General features: G+C 60.3%; 12 protein-coding genes. 4 read left to right on the top strand and 8 right to left on the bottom strand.

The genetic code is table 11. The features are described from left to right. Nucleotides 1-80: 80 nt before the first annotated feature. The 3 genes from JMV15_RS09180 to acnB all read right to left on the bottom strand — a co-directional run bounded on the left by JMV15_RS09180 (nucleotide 81) and on the right by acnB (nucleotide 5,245). Complete coding sequence (locus JMV15_RS09180; protein WP_019820177.1) at nucleotides 81-1,352, bottom strand: glycosyltransferase; 1,272 nt, start codon at nucleotides 1,350-1,352, stop codon at nucleotides 81-83. Nucleotides 1,353-1,377: 25 nt separating this feature from the next. Next, entirely contained in the window at nucleotides 1,378-2,271 is an 894-nt protein-coding gene (locus JMV15_RS09175) for an alpha/beta fold hydrolase (protein WP_019820175.1), read from the bottom strand. A gap of 364 nt (nucleotides 2,272-2,635) precedes the next feature. Next, nucleotides 2,636-5,245, bottom strand: a complete 2,610-nt coding sequence (acnB, locus tag JMV15_RS09170) for a bifunctional aconitate hydratase 2/2-methylisocitrate dehydratase (protein ID WP_003190828.1) — start codon at nucleotides 5,243-5,245, stop codon at nucleotides 2,636-2,638. A 395-nt stretch (nucleotides 5,246-5,640) separates the two neighbouring features. On the opposite strand from acnB, the gene JMV15_RS09165 reads away from it, so the two are divergent. After that, the gene (locus tag JMV15_RS09165) at nucleotides 5,641-6,108 is read left to right on the top strand and encodes a DUF1289 domain-containing protein (protein WP_003190830.1); all 468 of its coding nucleotides are present in this window, start codon (nucleotides 5,641-5,643) and stop codon (nucleotides 6,106-6,108) included. Between the two features lie 134 nt (nucleotides 6,109-6,242). Here the strand turns inward: JMV15_RS09165 and JMV15_RS09160 are convergent, their stop codons facing one another. Further along, entirely contained in the window at nucleotides 6,243-7,106 is an 864-nt protein-coding gene (locus tag JMV15_RS09160) for a universal stress protein (RefSeq protein ID WP_014718336.1), read from the bottom strand. Between the two features lie 149 nt (nucleotides 7,107-7,255). On the opposite strand from JMV15_RS09160, the gene miaE reads away from it, so the two are divergent. Continuing rightward, nucleotides 7,256-7,858: a tRNA-(ms[2]io[6]A)-hydroxylase gene (gene miaE, locus JMV15_RS09155; RefSeq protein ID WP_014718337.1), complete on the top strand. Its 603-nt coding sequence runs from the start codon at nucleotides 7,256-7,258 to the stop codon at nucleotides 7,856-7,858. On the opposite strand, the gene JMV15_RS09150 is transcribed toward miaE, so the two are convergent. Next, nucleotides 7,814-9,013, bottom strand: a complete 1,200-nt coding sequence (locus JMV15_RS09150) for an MFS transporter (RefSeq protein WP_019820166.1) — start codon at nucleotides 9,011-9,013, stop codon at nucleotides 7,814-7,816. The genes miaE and JMV15_RS09150 overlap by 45 nt on opposite strands. Nucleotides 9,014-9,170: 157 nt before the next feature. Between JMV15_RS09150 and JMV15_RS09145 the strand changes: the two genes are divergently transcribed. Beyond that, nucleotides 9,171-9,878, top strand: a complete 708-nt coding sequence (locus JMV15_RS09145; RefSeq protein ID WP_014718339.1) for a response regulator — start codon at nucleotides 9,171-9,173, stop codon at nucleotides 9,876-9,878. After that, on the top strand, nucleotides 9,879-11,156 hold the full coding sequence (locus JMV15_RS09140; protein ID WP_014718340.1) for an ATP-binding protein: 1,278 nt from the start codon (nucleotides 9,879-9,881) through the stop codon (nucleotides 11,154-11,156). 137 nt (nucleotides 11,157-11,293) lie between these two features. Here JMV15_RS09140 and JMV15_RS09135 read toward each other — a convergent pair whose 3' ends face one another. The 3 genes from JMV15_RS09135 to JMV15_RS09125 all read right to left on the bottom strand — a co-directional run bounded on the left by JMV15_RS09135 (nucleotide 11,294) and on the right by JMV15_RS09125 (nucleotide 14,941). Beyond that, nucleotides 11,294-12,085, bottom strand: a complete 792-nt coding sequence (locus JMV15_RS09135) for a MipA/OmpV family protein (RefSeq protein ID WP_032902151.1) — start codon at nucleotides 12,083-12,085, stop codon at nucleotides 11,294-11,296. A gap of 16 nt (nucleotides 12,086-12,101) precedes the next feature. Further along, nucleotides 12,102-13,925: a serine hydrolase domain-containing protein gene (locus JMV15_RS09130; protein WP_038450020.1), complete on the bottom strand. Its 1,824-nt coding sequence runs from the start codon at nucleotides 13,923-13,925 to the stop codon at nucleotides 12,102-12,104. 116 nt (nucleotides 13,926-14,041) lie between these two features. After that, nucleotides 14,042-14,941: a LysR family transcriptional regulator gene (locus JMV15_RS09125; protein WP_014718343.1), complete on the bottom strand. Its 900-nt coding sequence runs from the start codon at nucleotides 14,939-14,941 to the stop codon at nucleotides 14,042-14,044. Nucleotides 14,942-15,208: the final 267 nt, after the last annotated feature.

Below are 15,208 nucleotides of genomic sequence, written 5' to 3'. Positions count from 1 at the left end.
GCCCACAAGCTATTTCTGTCAAACTTTGCCGAGGCTTCCCGACCGCTCTGGCACGGTGCTTACACTTGGACGTTCGTGGTTTATGAGGCCTGGCGCAGGCGAGGCATTGAATGCCGCGCGTGGCACTGCTCAATGGCGTTGACCGCTGTTTCACAAGAGGCAGCGTCGCAGGGCATCAGGCTGCTCGCTCGACGACAGGCCGTTTGCAGCCGGCTGTCGTGCAAGAGCGTTGTGATCGCATCGTCCAGGTCCTGTTTGTTTAACGGTAGGGCAAGGCGTATGCCGCATCCCATGCGCACCAGGCGTTCGGCGTTATCGAACTGGTCATGAGCGATAGGCAGCACAATCTGCGCAATGCCGGCCGCCAGCGCCTGGCTCATGGCGCCAATGCCGCCGGGGTGGACCAGACCGGCCGCGTGGGGCAACAGCGAACTCATCGGCAAAAACGGGCGCTGTATCACGGTGGGCGGCAGGTCCGTGAAGAGCGGTCGATCACCGCTCAGAAAAATGCCGCGGGCACCGACCCTGTGCAGCGCTGCCAGGGCGAAACGATAAAACTGCTGGTCAAAGTGCTCAGTGGAGCCTTGAGTGAAGACAATAGGGGGCGCTCCGGCAACCAGAAAGGCTCGTGTGGGCTCATCGAGCCCAGGGGCGCCACCGTCGAACAGAGGGAAACCGGCCATGTGCAAAGGCTGTGGCCAGTCTTTCTGTGCGGGGGCGAACCATTCGGGGAACAGGCATATCACCCCTTGGGGCGCATGCATCCATTGACTGAAGATGTTCTTCACCACGCCTGGTAGCCCATGTTTGTGGCGTAGTGCGTTGATTTGGGGAGCACAGGTACGGTCCAGGCTCAGGTATTCGATCCCGCGCCAGAGCAGCTTGCGCAGAGTCAATGGCAAGCGCCGCGACACATTGAAGGTGGGGTGCACGGGCGGCAAATGTGCAGAAAGCAACGTGGATGGCGACACTTGGACGGACAGATAAGGGATGCCGTATTTTTCATGGGCGATACGTGCACCCAAGGCCCATAGTGAGCCGACAACCACCGTATCGTCGGTATTGTGAGTGGTTACATAGTCGTAGACGGGTTCCAGCAGGCCGGCGATGGCTTGCCACAATACGGCGAATGAGGTCTTCGGGTCCCACAATAGGGGATCGCCCATGGCGGCGCTGTAGGTCGCCTCATCGCATAACGGCACGAAGTTCAGCCCCTGCGCCTCAATGGCGCGCTGAAACGTCGGCATGCTGCACAAGGTGACCTGATGACCGCGCACAGTCAGGGCAGCCCCCAGGCCGATAAAGGGAAAAACGTCACCGGCCGAGCCGATGGCAACCATGATTACTCGCATCATCTACATCCTTGTTGAAGAGTATTTAGGCAAAGCTCAGCCGCGCTCGTTGAGCCGACTGCTCGCAAAACGCCCCTGGCTCGGCGTCGCATGCCCTCAGCAAATGCCCGAGCAACGCGCGGTGCACGCCGTTGGCCGCGGCCTTGGACTCCAGGTCTAGAAAATGTCCGCTGCTCTGGGCAATGGAGAAGCTGCAATCGCGGATGTACTGCTTGAAGGACTGCACGTCCATGGCGCTGGTGTATTCGTCCCAGGCGCCATTCAGGAAGTGCACATGACTGTCAATGTTCGAGAGTTGCGGCAAGTAGGCCCCTTCATTGAGCTTGAGTGCCTGTTCGATATGGAAGCGCGCTTGATGCTGCTCGGCGTTGATCAACTGCGCCATATGCTGTTGATTGGCGGTCTTGAGTCGAGCCGGGAGATGCTTGCCCAGCGTCTGGTTGAGCAAATGGCCGATCCCTGCGTTGTCATCCCGGGCCATGAGTGCCTGCGCCCCGCTGACGTAATCGAGCATCGGCGCGTTGAGGCCAGGCGCAAACGACATCACCACTGAGCTTTCAACGCTGTCTGGATTTTTGGCAAGTGCCAGCAGGGTGGACAGGCCACCCCAGGACACGGAAACCAAGTGGTGAATGTTGAAGCGCTCGATCAATGCCAGCAGGATCTGGACTTCGTCGTCCTTGGTCACCAAGCACCGGTCAGGGTTGTGAGCGCGGGAGTTTCCAGCGAACGGCAAGTCAAACAGCACCACGTTGAAGTGTTCGGCCAGGCATTTACTGGTACGGGCAAAGGCCGACGTCGTCGCCATGGCGCCGTTGACCAACAGGACGTTCTTTCTATCAGGCGCATCGCCGATGTGTTCCACCGACACCGAATAATGCTTGAAGATTTTCTTGATCACATATTGGCTACGCGACATAACACACCTCCAGTCAGCACAAAAAACAGGCGAGAGCGCCCCTGGCACCGGGCTTGGGTGTCGAGGGCAGGGTTTGTTTTTTTTATTAAGGGGTACGGCTTACAGCGCGAAGTACATCCAGAGCTGGTGGGTTCCGTGATACAGGCGTCAGGGTGTAGAGAGTTTTAGCCTTCAAGGCGTAGAGGGACAACTACCTGATCTGGTAGGTCGTCGTGCAAAGGCTGTCGGCGGCCAGTACTTTTCAGTCTGATACAACTCTTTAAGGGGGAGCGGGAGCCTGGATTGACATCCGTTACCCTTTTGGCGCACGCAAAAAAACGCCGCGTACCTTGCGATACGCGGCGCCTTTCACATCAACACACCGTTAGGCTTGAATCACCGGGATGTTGGCGCTTGCTGCGATCTTGCGGAACTCAGCGATCTGGTCGAAGTTCAGGTAGCGGTAGACGTCACTGGCCATGGTGTCCAGTTTCGCTGCGTAGCCCATGTACTCTTCGACGGTTGGCAGGCGGCCCAGGGTAGAGGCCACGGCAGCCAGCTCAGCCGATGCCAGGTAGACGTTTGCACCATCACCCAGGCGGTTCGGGAAGTTACGGGTCGAGGTCGACACGACGGTGGAGTTCGGCTCAACGCGTGCCTGGTTGCCCATGCACAGCGAGCAGCCTGGCATTTCCATACGTGCGCCAGCCTTGCCGTAGATGCCGTAGTAGCCTTCTTCGGTCAGTTGGTGAGCGTCCATCTTGGTCGGCGGCGACAGCCACAGACGAGTCGGCAACTGGCCCTTGACCTGCTCCAGCAGCTTACCGGCAGCGCGGAAGTGACCGATGTTGGTCATGCACGAACCGATGAACACTTCGTCGATCTTCTCGCCAGCGACGCTGGACAGCAGACGGGCGTCGTCCGGGTCGTTTGGCGCGCAGAGGATCGGCTCGTTGATTTCCGACAGATCGATTTCGATGATTTCGGCATATTCGGCGTCGGCATCGGCTTCCATCAACTCCGGGTTGGCAACCCAGGCTTCCATCGCTTGGGCGCGACGTTCCAGGGTGCGTGCATCGCCGTAGCCTTCGCCGATCATCCAGCGCAGCAGGGTGATGTTGGAGTTCAGGTACTCGGTGACGGACTCTTTGGACAGCTTGATGGTGCAACCGGCAGCCGAACGTTCAGCCGAGGCGTCGGACAGCTCGAAAGCCTGTTCCAGCGTCAGGTCGTTCAGGCCTTCGATTTCCAGGATGCGGCCAGAGAAGGCGTTCTTCTTGCCTTTCTTCTCTACGGTCAGCAGGCCAGCCTGGATCGCGTAGTAAGGAATGGCATGCACCAGGTCACGCAGGGTGATGCCAGGTTTCATCTTGCCTTTGAAGCGCACCAGAATCGATTCCGGCATGTCCAGTGGCATTACGCCAGTGGCTGCGGCGAACGCGACCAGGCCAGAACCGGCCGGGAACGAGATGCCCATCGGGAAACGGGTGTGGGAGTCGCCACCGGTACCGACGGTGTCCGGCAGCAGCATGCGGTTCAGCCAGCTGTGGATGATGCCGTCGCCTGGACGCAGCGATACACCGCCACGGGTCATGATGAAGTCAGGCAGGGTGTGGTGGGTGGTCACGTCGATCGGCTTCGGGTAAGCCGCGGTGTGGCAGAAGGACTGCATCACCAGGTCGGTCGAGAAGCCCAGGCACGCCAGGTCTTTGAGTTCATCACGGGTCATTGGGCCGGTGGTGTCCTGGGACCCCACGGTGGTCATCTTCGGCTCGCAGTAGGTGCCTGGACGAACGCCTTTGCCTTCTGGCAGGCCACAGGCCTTGCCGACCATTTTCTGCGCCAGGGTGAAGCCTTTGCCGGTGTCGACAGGCGCTTCAGGCAGCTTGAACAGGTCGGTCGGGCCAAGGCCCAGCTCAGCGCGAGCCTTGTCGGTCAGGCCGCGACCGATGATCAGCGGGATACGACCGCCAGCGCGAACTTCGTCCAACAGCACCGGGGTCTTCATTTCGAAGGTGGTCAGGACTTCGTCGGTGCCGTGCTTGCAGACTTTGCCAGCATGCGGGTACAGGTCGATCACGTCGCCCATGTTCATGTTGGTGACGTCGAATTCGATTGGCAGTGCGCCGGCATCTTCCATGGTGTTGTAGAAGATCGGAGCGATCTTGCTGCCGAAGCAGAAACCGCCAGCACGCTTGTTCGGCACGTAAGGCACGTCGTCACCGAAGAACCACAGCACCGAGTTGGTTGCCGATTTACGCGACGAACCGGTACCGACCACGTCACCGACGTAGGCGATCGGGAAGCCTTGGCCGCGCATCTCTTCGATCTGCTTCATCGGGCCGGTCTTGCCTTGCTCGTCCGGCACGATGCCTTCACGCGCCATTTTCAGCATGGCCAGGGCGTGCAGCGGGATGTCAGGGCGGGACCAGGCATCAGGCGCAGGCGACAGGTCGTCGGTGTTGGTTTCGCCGGTGACCTTGAAGACGCGCAGGCTGATCTTGTCGGCCAGGGTAGGGCGGTTGCGGAACCACTCGCCGTCAGCCCAGGACTGGATCACGCCTTTGGCGTGCTCGTTGCCGTTGCGGGCTTTTTCGGCGACGTCGTGGAACGCATCGAACATCAGCAGGGTGTGCTTGAGTTGGGCGGCCGCGACGGGTGCCAGTTCGGCGTCGTCCAGCAGCTCGACCAACGTCACGATGTTGTAGCCGCCTTGCATGGTGCCGAGCAGTTCAACAGCGCGTTTCTTGTCGATCAGGGGGGAAGTGGCTTCGCCCTTGGCCAGGGCAGACAGGAAACCGGCCTTGACGTAAGCGGCTTCGTCAACGCCTGGTGGAATGCGGTTGGTGATCAGGTCAACGAGGAATTCTTCTTCGCCAGCCGGAGGATTTTTCAGCAGCTCGACCAGGCCTGCGGTTTGTTCGGCGTTAAGCGGCTGGGGAACGATACCCAGTGCGGCACGCTCTTCGATATGTTTGCGGTAGGCTTCAAGCACAGTTATTACCCTCATCAGTGGTCCCACGGGACGCTCATCCAGAAATGAACGGCACGCATGCGCTCGGGGGCTTTTTGGGCCGCAAAGCCAGCGCTGCCGGCATTCCTTACAGAAGCTGCTTTCAAAGTTTTACGCCTGCAGAACGGAGCTGATGAGGGTTGGCGCGGGCTCTGACCTACCGGGTCGAACCTGCGCCAACACCGTTCTGAAGGAACGACTGTGCTCGTGACGCTTTGAAAACAGCTTCCAGCGGATTATTGGCGCCTTACAAGGCCGGGTGATTCTACGGCAAAAAAAATCTAAAGGTAAGTTGCCTACTCAAGTTTGCTGGGTGATCAACCTTAGACAAAGGGCTAACATGGCGCACTGTTTCGCTGATTTGCGTGTTGCTGCCCATGCCCAACCAAACCATCAAGACTCCCTGCGTCGGCCTGTGCTCTACGGTCTACGGCGATCTCGTGTGCCGTGGATGCAAGCGCTTTCACCATGAAGTGATCCAGTGGAACGGCTATAACGAAGAAGAAAAGCGTGCGGTCTGGCTCAGGCTTGAGCAGCTGTTGGTGCAGGTCATGGCCGGCAAAGTGGAGGTTTTCGACCCCAAGACACTGCGCGGGCAGTTGGAGCAACGCAAGATTCGCTTTGTGCCACACCAGTCCGAGTATTGTTGGGCCTACCAGTTGATCGCCCGTGGGGCCCGGGTGATCAATAACCTGGAGGCGTACGGCATGGTGCTGTTGCCGGAGTTTCGCGACTGGGCGCTGCCTGAACTGCGCGATGCCATTGATCGCGAGTTCTTTATCTTGTCCGAGGCGCATTACCAGCGCTATATCGCGCCTGGGTTCTTGAAAGATGCGCTGGGTTAATTGACTGGCGAGGTCAATGTGGGAGCTGGCTTGCCTGCGATAGCGGTGTATCAGGAGCAAATGCGCCAGCTGACCCACCGCAATCGCAGGCAAGCCAGCTCCCACATTTGATCCACATTGCCTGAAGGTCGGTGTCAGGGCTTGGTCGCCAGCTCTTGCAGATGGTCCATGAGCGTCTGCGGTTTAAGCACCAGCACATCGCTTTGCACCGCATCCAGCACCACCTCCGCCGTATTGCCGATCAACGCGCCGGAAATCCCCGTGCGTGCCACCGTGCCGATAATGGTCACCGCCGCCTGCAAGCGATGGGCAATATGGGGGATCAGCACATCGGCCGGGCCTTCCTCGATATGCAGGTGCCTGTCGTCCACGTCGAACTCGGCCTGGAAGGCCTTGCATTGCTCGCGATAGCGCGCCTCGATGGTTTCCTTGAGCTGAAAGGTCGGGTCTGCCGCCGACAGCATGGGCGAGGGGTGAGCACTGATCACATGCAACTGCGCTTTGGCGAGGCTGGCGATATCAAAGCCATGGTCGATGATCGAATTATGCAGCGAGCGGTGTTCGCCGTCGGCGTTGCCCACATCGATGGCCGCCAGGATCACGCCGCCTGCCCAAGGGGTGGCGGTCTTGACCAGCAACACCGGCGTCGGGCAATAGCGCAGCAACTTCCAGTCCGCCGGGGTCAGCAGGGCTTTTTTCAGAGGGTTGTCGGGGAAGTGCTGTTTGATCACCAGGCCACAGCCTTCGGCTTGCTGCACATCGATGATGGTTTCATGCAGGCTGTCGTTCCAGGCCTGCTCGGTGGTGACGCTGTAGCCGTCTTCTTTCAAGCCCTCCTTGAGCAGGCTCAGCAGCGCCGAATGCTCGTGCTTCTTGTCACAGACCAGCAAGTGCAGGTGCGCGTCGGTCACTTTGGCAATCAGCTTGGCACGCTTGAGGGCCAGGCTTTCCGAATGCTCGGGCTCGATGACCACCAGGATGCTGCGGATGGCTTGCATGGTCGGGATCTCCAAAAGGGCGGGCGTTGGATAACTATAGTTGCTGGCCGGCAGCCGTCATGTTGATACACATCAAGGCCGGTGGCTGGTGGTCTGCGACGGGGTCGGTATAATCGGCGCCCTTTTGTGATCCTTTGCCCGTGAGCCCGATGAACCTGCCCGAAATCCATGAATTCCTCGGCTGCCGCACCCCCGATGCCTGGGTCCAGGCCGCGTTGGCCGATCAGGAAACCCTGCTGATCGACCACAAGAACTGCGAATTCAAAGCCGCCAGCACCGCCTTGAGCCTGATGGCCAAGTACTACGGCCACGTTGACCTGATCAACATGATGTCGCGCCTGGCCCGCGAAGAGTTGGTGCACCACGAGCAGGTCATGCGCCTGATGAAAAAGCGCAAGGTCGAACTGCGTCAACTGCACGCCGGCCGTTATGCCTCGGGTTTGCGCAAGGTGGTGCGCAGCCATGAGCCGGTCAAGCTGGTAGACACCCTGGTGGTGGGCGCCTTTATCGAAGCACGCAGTTGCGAGCGTTTCGAAGCGCTGGTGCCGCATTTGGACGAAGAACTCGGCAAGTTCTACTTCGGCTTGCTCAAAAGCGAGGCGCGGCACTTCCAGGGTTACTTGAAGCTGGCTTACCAGTACGGCGACGCCAAGGACATCGCCCAGGTGATCGACCGGGTGCGAGCCACCGAGCAGGACCTGATCGAATCACCCGACGTCGAGTTCCGCTTTCACAGTGGCGTGCCAGCCTGAGGCCACGGCCACACCGATCAACGCGGTGATCCCCGCCAGCAGCAGGATCACCGTTGGCGTGCCCAAGGGTGCTGCCAGCACGGCAATCATCAAGCCCGCCAAGGGCTGGGCCAGGTTGTTGAGCAAGGTCATCACGCCGACTGTCTTGCCGAAGTCCTGCACCGGAATCACCCGTTGTCGGGTGCTGCGCAGGTACACGTTGAACATCTTGTCAAAGCCGGTCAGCAGCAGGAACCCCACCGCGTAGGCCCACACGCCGGGGCTGAGCGCTGTGATCAGCGCGCCGACGGTGATCATCGAGTACGACAACCCGCCCAGTACCTTCAGCTTCAGTGATGAATGCGCCAGGTAGAACAGAATCGCGATGGTCACCAGCGCCCCGGCGGCTTGCAGCAGGGCATAGGTGTCTTTGCCCGCTGCGTAGTGGCCGGTGACCATGGCAGCCGAGGTGGCCAGCGTCACGCCGACCATCAGGTTCACACCGACCGCCAGGACGATGATGCGTTTCAACTCCACCCGGTTGAGGATGTGGCCAAAAGCGGTGCGCAGGGGTTGCAGCCAGTTACCCGGCTGTTGTTCATGGATGTGCAGGTCCACCGTGGTGTGGCGCTGCCAGATCAGCATCGCCAGGTCCGCCAGCACAAACAGCACGGCGACCCCCAGCACCACCCAAGGCCACGCCCAGACTTCCAGCATCAGCGCCGCCACCAATGGCCCGAGCACCAGCCCGCTCTGGTCGGCGATCTGCGAATAGGACAAGGTCTTGGCGTAGGTGTAATGCTCGAAGATATGCGGCATCACCACTTCCCGCGCCATGATGCCCTGGGTGGTCAACACGCCGCATACCGCGGACAGCATGACCAGCCAATGGATACCGTCGAACAGCCCATACAGCGCCATCGCCACCACGCAGGCCACGGCCCGATACACCTGGCTGATATGCAGGATACGCACCGGTGAAAACCTGTCGCACAATGCCCCGCACACCGGAAAAGCCAGGTAGCGCGGCAGTGACTCGACAAAAAACGCCAGCCCCGCCCACGACACGCTTTGAGTGGTCTGGAATACGATCAGGGGCACGATAAACAGCAAAACCTGGTCGGCCAGCCGTGAAAGGAACAGCGAAATGAAGAACGCCAGGTAATCCTTGCGCATAGAACTCCCTGTCAATGGCGTTAAAAAGTGCAGGCTATTTGTTAAAAACTCTTAAAAGCATGAAGCTTCGTCGCTGTGGACTGGTCAGCCACATCTGTCGGCCAGCTTGCCACCTATAATGGCCCCATTTCAATCCGCGCATCCACACTGAGAACTTATGGAAAACCTGGGTCTGGGCAAGGTCTTGCTCGTTGAGGACGATGAAAAGCTGGCAGGGCTGGTCTCGCATTTTCTGTCGCAGCATGGTTTCGAGGTACGGGTGGTGTACCGGGGTGATGAAGCCTTGGCGGCGTTCCTGGATTTCAAGCCGAAGATCGTCGTGCTCGATCTGATGCTGCCGGGTCAGAGCGGGCTGCATGTCTGCCGCGAGATTCGCAACGTGTCGGACACGCCCATCGTGATCCTCACCGCCAAGGAAGATGACCTGGACCATATCCTTGGCCTTGAGTCCGGTGCTGACGACTACGTGATCAAGCCGATCAAACCGCCGGTGTTGTTGGCGCGCCTGCGTGCGCTGCAGCGCCGTCAAGTGCCCGAGCCCACCGTGCGCGGTGCCCTGGAATTTGGCCGCTTGTCGATTGATCGCAGTTGCCGGGTGGTCCGCCTGGGCGGCGAGACCATTGACCTCACCACCATGGAATTCGAGTTGCTGTGGTTGCTGGCCAGCAGCGCGGGCAAGATTCTCTCTCGCGACGACATCCTCAACCGCATGCGCGGCATCGCTTTTGACGGCCTGAACCGCAGCGTAGACGTGTACATCAGCAAACTGCGCGGCAAGCTCAATGACAACCCCCGCGAGCCGGTGTGCATCAAGACCATCTGGGGCAAGGGCTACCTGTTCAATCCGTTCGCGTGGGAGGTGTAGATGCTGCGCTTGTATCTGCGCCTCTATCTGATTCTCGCGCTCGGTCTGGCCGGGTCGATCTGGTTGGTCAACTACGGCCTGGACGCCTACATGCCCGAGTCCAACGAAACCTATAACCGTGAAGCCCTGCGCGGCCCGGCCTGGGCCCTGGTGGAGCAACTGCGCCCCGTGCAGGCAGAGGCACGCCAGGCACGCCTGGACGAGCTGCAACCGCATTACGGCTTGCGGCTCAAATTGGTGCAGCGCGACACCCAGGATTTGAGCGAACGGGAACAGAAACTCCTGGCGGCTGACCAGGTGGTGGTGCGCGAAGACTTCATGAAATTTCTCGCGCCTATCGACGACGGCCCGCAACTGCTCGAAATCAGATTGCCGGAAGAACCCAAGTGGTTATACCTGTGGGCCTATGGCTTCCTGGGCGTGAGCCTGGCCATCGTCCTGTATTTCTGGGTGCGTCCACACTGGCGCGACCTGGAGCACATCCGCCTGGCAGCGCAACGTTTCGGTGACAATGACCTGGGCTCGCGCATCTTGCTGCCGAGTCGCTCCACCGTGCGTTCACTGGCCGGGCACTTCAACCAGATGGCCGAGCGCATCGAAGGTTTGATCGCCAACCAGCGCGAACTCACCAACGCGGTCTCCCACGAATTGCGCACGCCGATTGCGCGGCTGTCATTCGAGCTGGACCAGCTCAGGCAGCAGAGTGACCCACGGCAAAGCCGAGCGTTGATCAACGACATGTACGCCGACCTCGGTGAACTGGAAGAAATGGTCTCCGAGCTGTTGACCTATGCCAGCCTTGAGCCAGGCGCTACCCAGGTCACCCGCGAGCAAATCGAGGCCCACAGTTGGCTCGACAGTGTGATCGGCAGCGTGGCCCTGGAGGCCGAAGCAGAAGGGGTGCAGTTGTCGTTGCGCACCTGCGAGGTGGACGTTATCCAGATCGAGCCACGCTTTATGGCGCGGGCCGTGATCAACCTGCTGCGCAACGCGATTCGTTATGCCGATCGTCGCGTGGAAGTGTCGCTGGTCAAGTTTGGCAGCGGTTACGAAGTGCGGGTCAACGACGATGGGCCGGGGGTACCGCTGGAGGGTCGCACCAAGATATTCGAACCCTTCCTGCGCCTTGACGCCAGCCGCGACCGCCGCACAGGCGGATTTGGCCTGGGCCTGGCGCTGGTCAAGCGTGTCAGCCAGTGGCATGGCGGGCAGGTGGAAGTGCAGGATTCGGAGTGGGGCGGGGCGTCGTTTCGAATGACGTGGGCCTATGCAGAGTAAGGCGGCTTGCCCCCATGCCATCCTGTAGGAGCGAGCTTGCTCGCGAAGAACCTCAACGATAACGCGTGTTTTCTGGATAAACGCGGCGCCTGCGAGTTTTTCGCGAGCAAGCTCGCTCCTACAGAGGGCAAGTCAGATCAGAAGGTGTACTGCAGCTCCCCCAACACCGACGCCTGCAGCCGCTGCTCCACAATCGGGCTCTTGCCTGCTTCATTCGCCAGGTATTGCACATCGAGCAAGGTCGAGAACTGCGTGTGTTCGTTGATCGGCACGCTCCATGAGAGGTTCATGCCATTGCTGATATTGCCGGCACTTGCCTTGTATTCCTTGAAGCGGCTGCGGGTGGCCTGGTCGGCAGTCACGCCGTACCAGGTTTGCAGGTAGTTGCGGTCACCGAAGTGGCTGTTGATGGCGGCATCGACGGAGCCGTAGCGGCCTTCATAGAGATGGGTACCCAGGCTCAACTCCAGGTGGGTAAAAGCCTTGCCGGTTTCCTTGTGTTTATCTTCTTCAAGCGCATGTTCCAGGGTGGCGCCGATGATCACACCGCCGAGGTTGTAGGCGGTACTTACCCCCAATTGCGGACGTGACTTGATCTCGCCCATGCCTTTGAGGCGTTTGGAGCCGGCATGCATGCTTTCATTTTTATCCTTGCGCGAATCGCTTGCGCCAACGTATGCGCTGAAGCTCAGGGCATCACCTTCGTAACCCCAGCCCAAGCCCGTATCAGTGTCGAGGAAGACGCCCCAGGGGCTGATGATTTTGCCGCCGAGCACAGGCGCCGTCATACGTTCGTCGCTGCCACTGTAGCGGGGTGCGTTGGCCATGCCGGCCTTGAGGCTGTATTGCCAGTCTTCGGCAAGCGCCGTATCGGCGGCGGCGAGCAGGCACAGTGAGGTCAATGACAGGCACAGGTTTTTTGAGTGCATCAGGATGTTTTCCTGGTTAGAGGTTCAAGGGTGTGTGGGGTGAATGGGTGCGTTTGAACGAGTAGCCCGAAGCACTCAGGCCGTTGACCTGGCGGCTGACGGTATCGCCCAGGCCGTAGCCGTTGCCGGCCAGCACCGCATGGGCGTTGTCGATGGGCAGCAGGATGTAGTCGGTCAGCGGCTCGCCGTTTAATTGGCCGCGAATCACCAGGAAACCGTCCTCCTGGCGCACGCTGATGCCACTCAATGGCGCGTCGGGTTCATGGCTGCTGAGCACCTGGTAGGTGCCGACCGTGTTGGCCCACGCGGCGGACAAGGGCGGCGGCTCGATGCGCTCGCCGATGGCAATGCGTTGGCCGTGGCTGCGGGCGGTGAGCATTTGGCGGCCTTGTACCGTGAGCACATCCAGCTGCACGCGGCCCAAATCGCCGAGGTCCTTGCGCCAGAACCCCAGTATCTTTTTCTGCGCCCGCAGCCAGCCTTGCTCATCACGCAATAGCTGGAAATCGTAGCCGGCCAGTTCACCGCTCAAACGGGCATGCTCATCCCTGATGCGGAACACGCCCCAGGCGGTCGCGTAGAAGCCGGCCAGGCGCTTGCGATCCACCGCCGCCGGTACATGGCGCAGCTTGAGGCCGTGGCTGGGGGCCTGGCAGTCGTCGGCGCATACGGGCTTGCCGGTCTGAGCCTGGAGCATCAGGCGCAGGCTGTCGGTGGTCAGCGACACCACCATGTCTTCGGCGTTGCTGTCGTTGGCCATGATGACCACGGCCAGTTGCTGATCCGGCAGCAGGGTCAACTGGGCCACGAAGTCGTCGCCGCCACCGCTGTGCTGGTAGGTGCGCACACCGGGGCCGATGGGCTCGTCACCACAGGGCGCCAAGAACCAGCCCAAGCCCATCTGGCAGTCGAAATCCAAGGCGTTGCCGGTGTTTTGCTGGGTAAACATGGCATCGATAGAAGCGCTGCCGAGGATCTGACGGCCCTTGTAGGTGCCCTTGGCAAACAGCATGCGCACGTAGCGGCTGAGGTCTTTGGGGCTGGTCCACAGGCCACCGGCGGCGAGGTCACGCACCTGGGGGTCGGTGCTGGCCTTGCCATCCTCGTAGCCGTGGGCGCGATAGCTCATTTGCGCACCGGTACCCAGGAAACTGGACTGGTTCATTCGCAAGGGTGTGAGCAGGCTGCTTTGTAACTGGGCTTCGAAGCTTTTGCCGCCGCTGCGCTCAATGGCGGCGCCCACCAAGGCATAGCCAAGGTTGGAATACGCCACCTGGGAACCCGGCAGGCTGCTCAGCCACACACCCGACACACGCATCGGCATCTGCCCCATGGCATAGGTGCTGCGCAGGTCGCGCAGGTGCTCGCTGGGCAAGCCGGATTGATGGCTGAGCAAGCGCCGCAAGGTGATCGCTCGATCCGCCTCGGCCTGGTCGCTGTGAAAGCGGGAGCGTACGTAGAACTCACGCAGGGTCTGCTGGATCGGCGCATCCAGCGCCAGGTGTTGCTGCTCCACCAGTTGCAGCGCCGCCGTGGCGGTCAGCAGCTTGGAGATGCCACCGGCGCGAAACGCGGTATTGGGCGTGACCGGCACCCCCAGGTCTTTGTCAGCCAGGCCAAAGCCGCGGGCCCAGATCAGCTCCTGGCCATTGACCAGGGCAATCGACAATCCCGCCACATTGTCCCGCGCCATCTCCTGGGGAATGCGGGTCTGCAGGTAGCGGATGATTGCGCCGTAATCACCTTTTTGAATCGGCGGCGGGGCAGGCGGTTGCGAGTGGCAACCGATACTGCCCAACAGGCAACCCAATAGCGGAATACCGCGCAGTCTGCGAAACATCAAGAGCACCCGAATGATGATTTGGATGCTGGAATGCTAGGGCGGCGGGTGCTGAGAATCTTTGAGTGCTTTGTCGGGAAACTGTCAAAGACTGTTAACGGCCGCTTATAAAAACATCAGGATTTGCCCAGGGGGGCAGGCATCAACGTGGCGATCAGGGCGCGTATGGTCCCCGGCAGCGCTTCCAGCTCGCGTACCAGGATGCTGCGCTCGCGAATCGCCCAGGGCTCGTCCAGTTTCACCGTCACCAGCTGCATGGTGCGGCTGTGACGCAGGGCGGCGGACTCTGGAATGATGCCAATGCCCACGCCGGCCTCGACCATCCGGCAGATCGCCTCGAAGCTCGAGACCTGGATACGCAGCGACAATTGCTTGCCCAGACGCTCGACGTGTTCACGCAGGAAACTCAACAGCGTGCTGCCTTCATGCAGGCCGATATGCTGATACGCCAGGGTCTGCTCGAGGGTGACCGAAGGCAGTTCGGCCAAGGCATGCCCGACGGGCACCATCAGCACCAGTTCATCGGTGCTGAAATGCAACACTTGCAGGCCGGAGGCTTCCACGGGGCCGGCGATGATACCCATGTCACTGGTGCCATCGAGCACCCCGCGCACGATGTCTCGTGACAGGCGTTCCTGCAGGTCGACGGTGACGCCCGGGCGCTGTGACAGAAAGCCTGCCAGGACTTCCGGCAAAAACTCGGTGACCGCCGTGGTGTTGGCGAAGATACGAATATGCCCGGCCGAATCCACGCCGTATTGGGTGAACTCGCTTTTGAGGTAATCCACCTGGCGCATGATCAACCGCGCATGGTGTAACAGGCGCTCGCCTGCCGGAGTGATTTCCACGCCCCGGCTGTCGCGGTACAACAGGCGCGTGTCGAGCTGTCCTTCCAGGGCCTTGATCCGCGCACTGGCGGCAGCCGGCGACAGGAAGGCGCGCTTGGCACCCTGAGTGAGGCTGGGGGATTCGGCGATATGGATAAACAGGCGCAGGTCGGCGAGATCGAAGTGCATGCAAGGCTCCCGGTATAAACACCAAACCTCATCACAATGAAGACCCAAATGTGGGAGCGGGCTTGCTCGCGAAAGCGGTGTATCAGGCAATGTATTCAGTGACTGACACTGCGCTTTCGCGAGCAAGCCCGCTCCCACAGGGATGTACGGTGTTTTCCAATTAAATTGGCGTTCAGCATAACCGAACGCTGGTTTATTGAAATGCAAATTCTCAGAACGGGCTGGCCCTTGCATGATCCTCGGCAGACACCCACTGCCTGAGGACCT

It is taken from the genome of Pseudomonas paracarnis, from assembly GCF_904063055.1.
GTDB lineage: Bacteria > Pseudomonadota > Gammaproteobacteria > Pseudomonadales > Pseudomonadaceae > Aquipseudomonas > Aquipseudomonas paracarnis.
The sequence above is the reverse complement of the archived record's forward strand: the minus strand, read 5'-3'. Positions and strand labels throughout refer to the sequence as shown.

Excerpts from the sequence above, each read along its gene's own strand:
- JMV15_RS09180 (WP_019820177.1), bottom strand. The coding sequence starts at position 1,352 with ATGCGAGTAATCATGGTTGCCATCGGCTCGGCCGGTGACGTTTTTCCC.
- JMV15_RS09175 (WP_019820175.1), bottom strand. The coding sequence starts at position 2,271 with ATGTCGCGTAGCCAATATGTGATCAAGAAAATCTTCAAGCATTATTCG.
- JMV15_RS09165 (WP_003190830.1), top strand. The coding sequence starts at position 5,641 with ATGCCCAACCAAACCATCAAGACTCCCTGCGTCGGCCTGTGCTCTACG.
- JMV15_RS09160 (WP_014718336.1), bottom strand. The coding sequence starts at position 7,106 with ATGCAAGCCATCCGCAGCATCCTGGTGGTCATCGAGCCCGAGCATTCG.
- miaE (WP_014718337.1), top strand. The coding sequence starts at position 7,256 with ATGAACCTGCCCGAAATCCATGAATTCCTCGGCTGCCGCACCCCCGAT.
- JMV15_RS09150 (WP_019820166.1), bottom strand. The coding sequence starts at position 9,013 with ATGCGCAAGGATTACCTGGCGTTCTTCATTTCGCTGTTCCTTTCACGG.
- JMV15_RS09145 (WP_014718339.1), top strand. The coding sequence starts at position 9,171 with ATGGAAAACCTGGGTCTGGGCAAGGTCTTGCTCGTTGAGGACGATGAA.
- JMV15_RS09140 (WP_014718340.1), top strand. The coding sequence starts at position 9,879 with ATGCTGCGCTTGTATCTGCGCCTCTATCTGATTCTCGCGCTCGGTCTG.
- JMV15_RS09135 (WP_032902151.1), bottom strand. The coding sequence starts at position 12,085 with ATGCACTCAAAAAACCTGTGCCTGTCATTGACCTCACTGTGCCTGCTC.
- JMV15_RS09130 (WP_038450020.1), bottom strand. The coding sequence starts at position 13,925 with ATGTTTCGCAGACTGCGCGGTATTCCGCTATTGGGTTGCCTGTTGGGC.
- JMV15_RS09125 (WP_014718343.1), bottom strand. The coding sequence starts at position 14,941 with ATGCACTTCGATCTCGCCGACCTGCGCCTGTTTATCCATATCGCCGAA.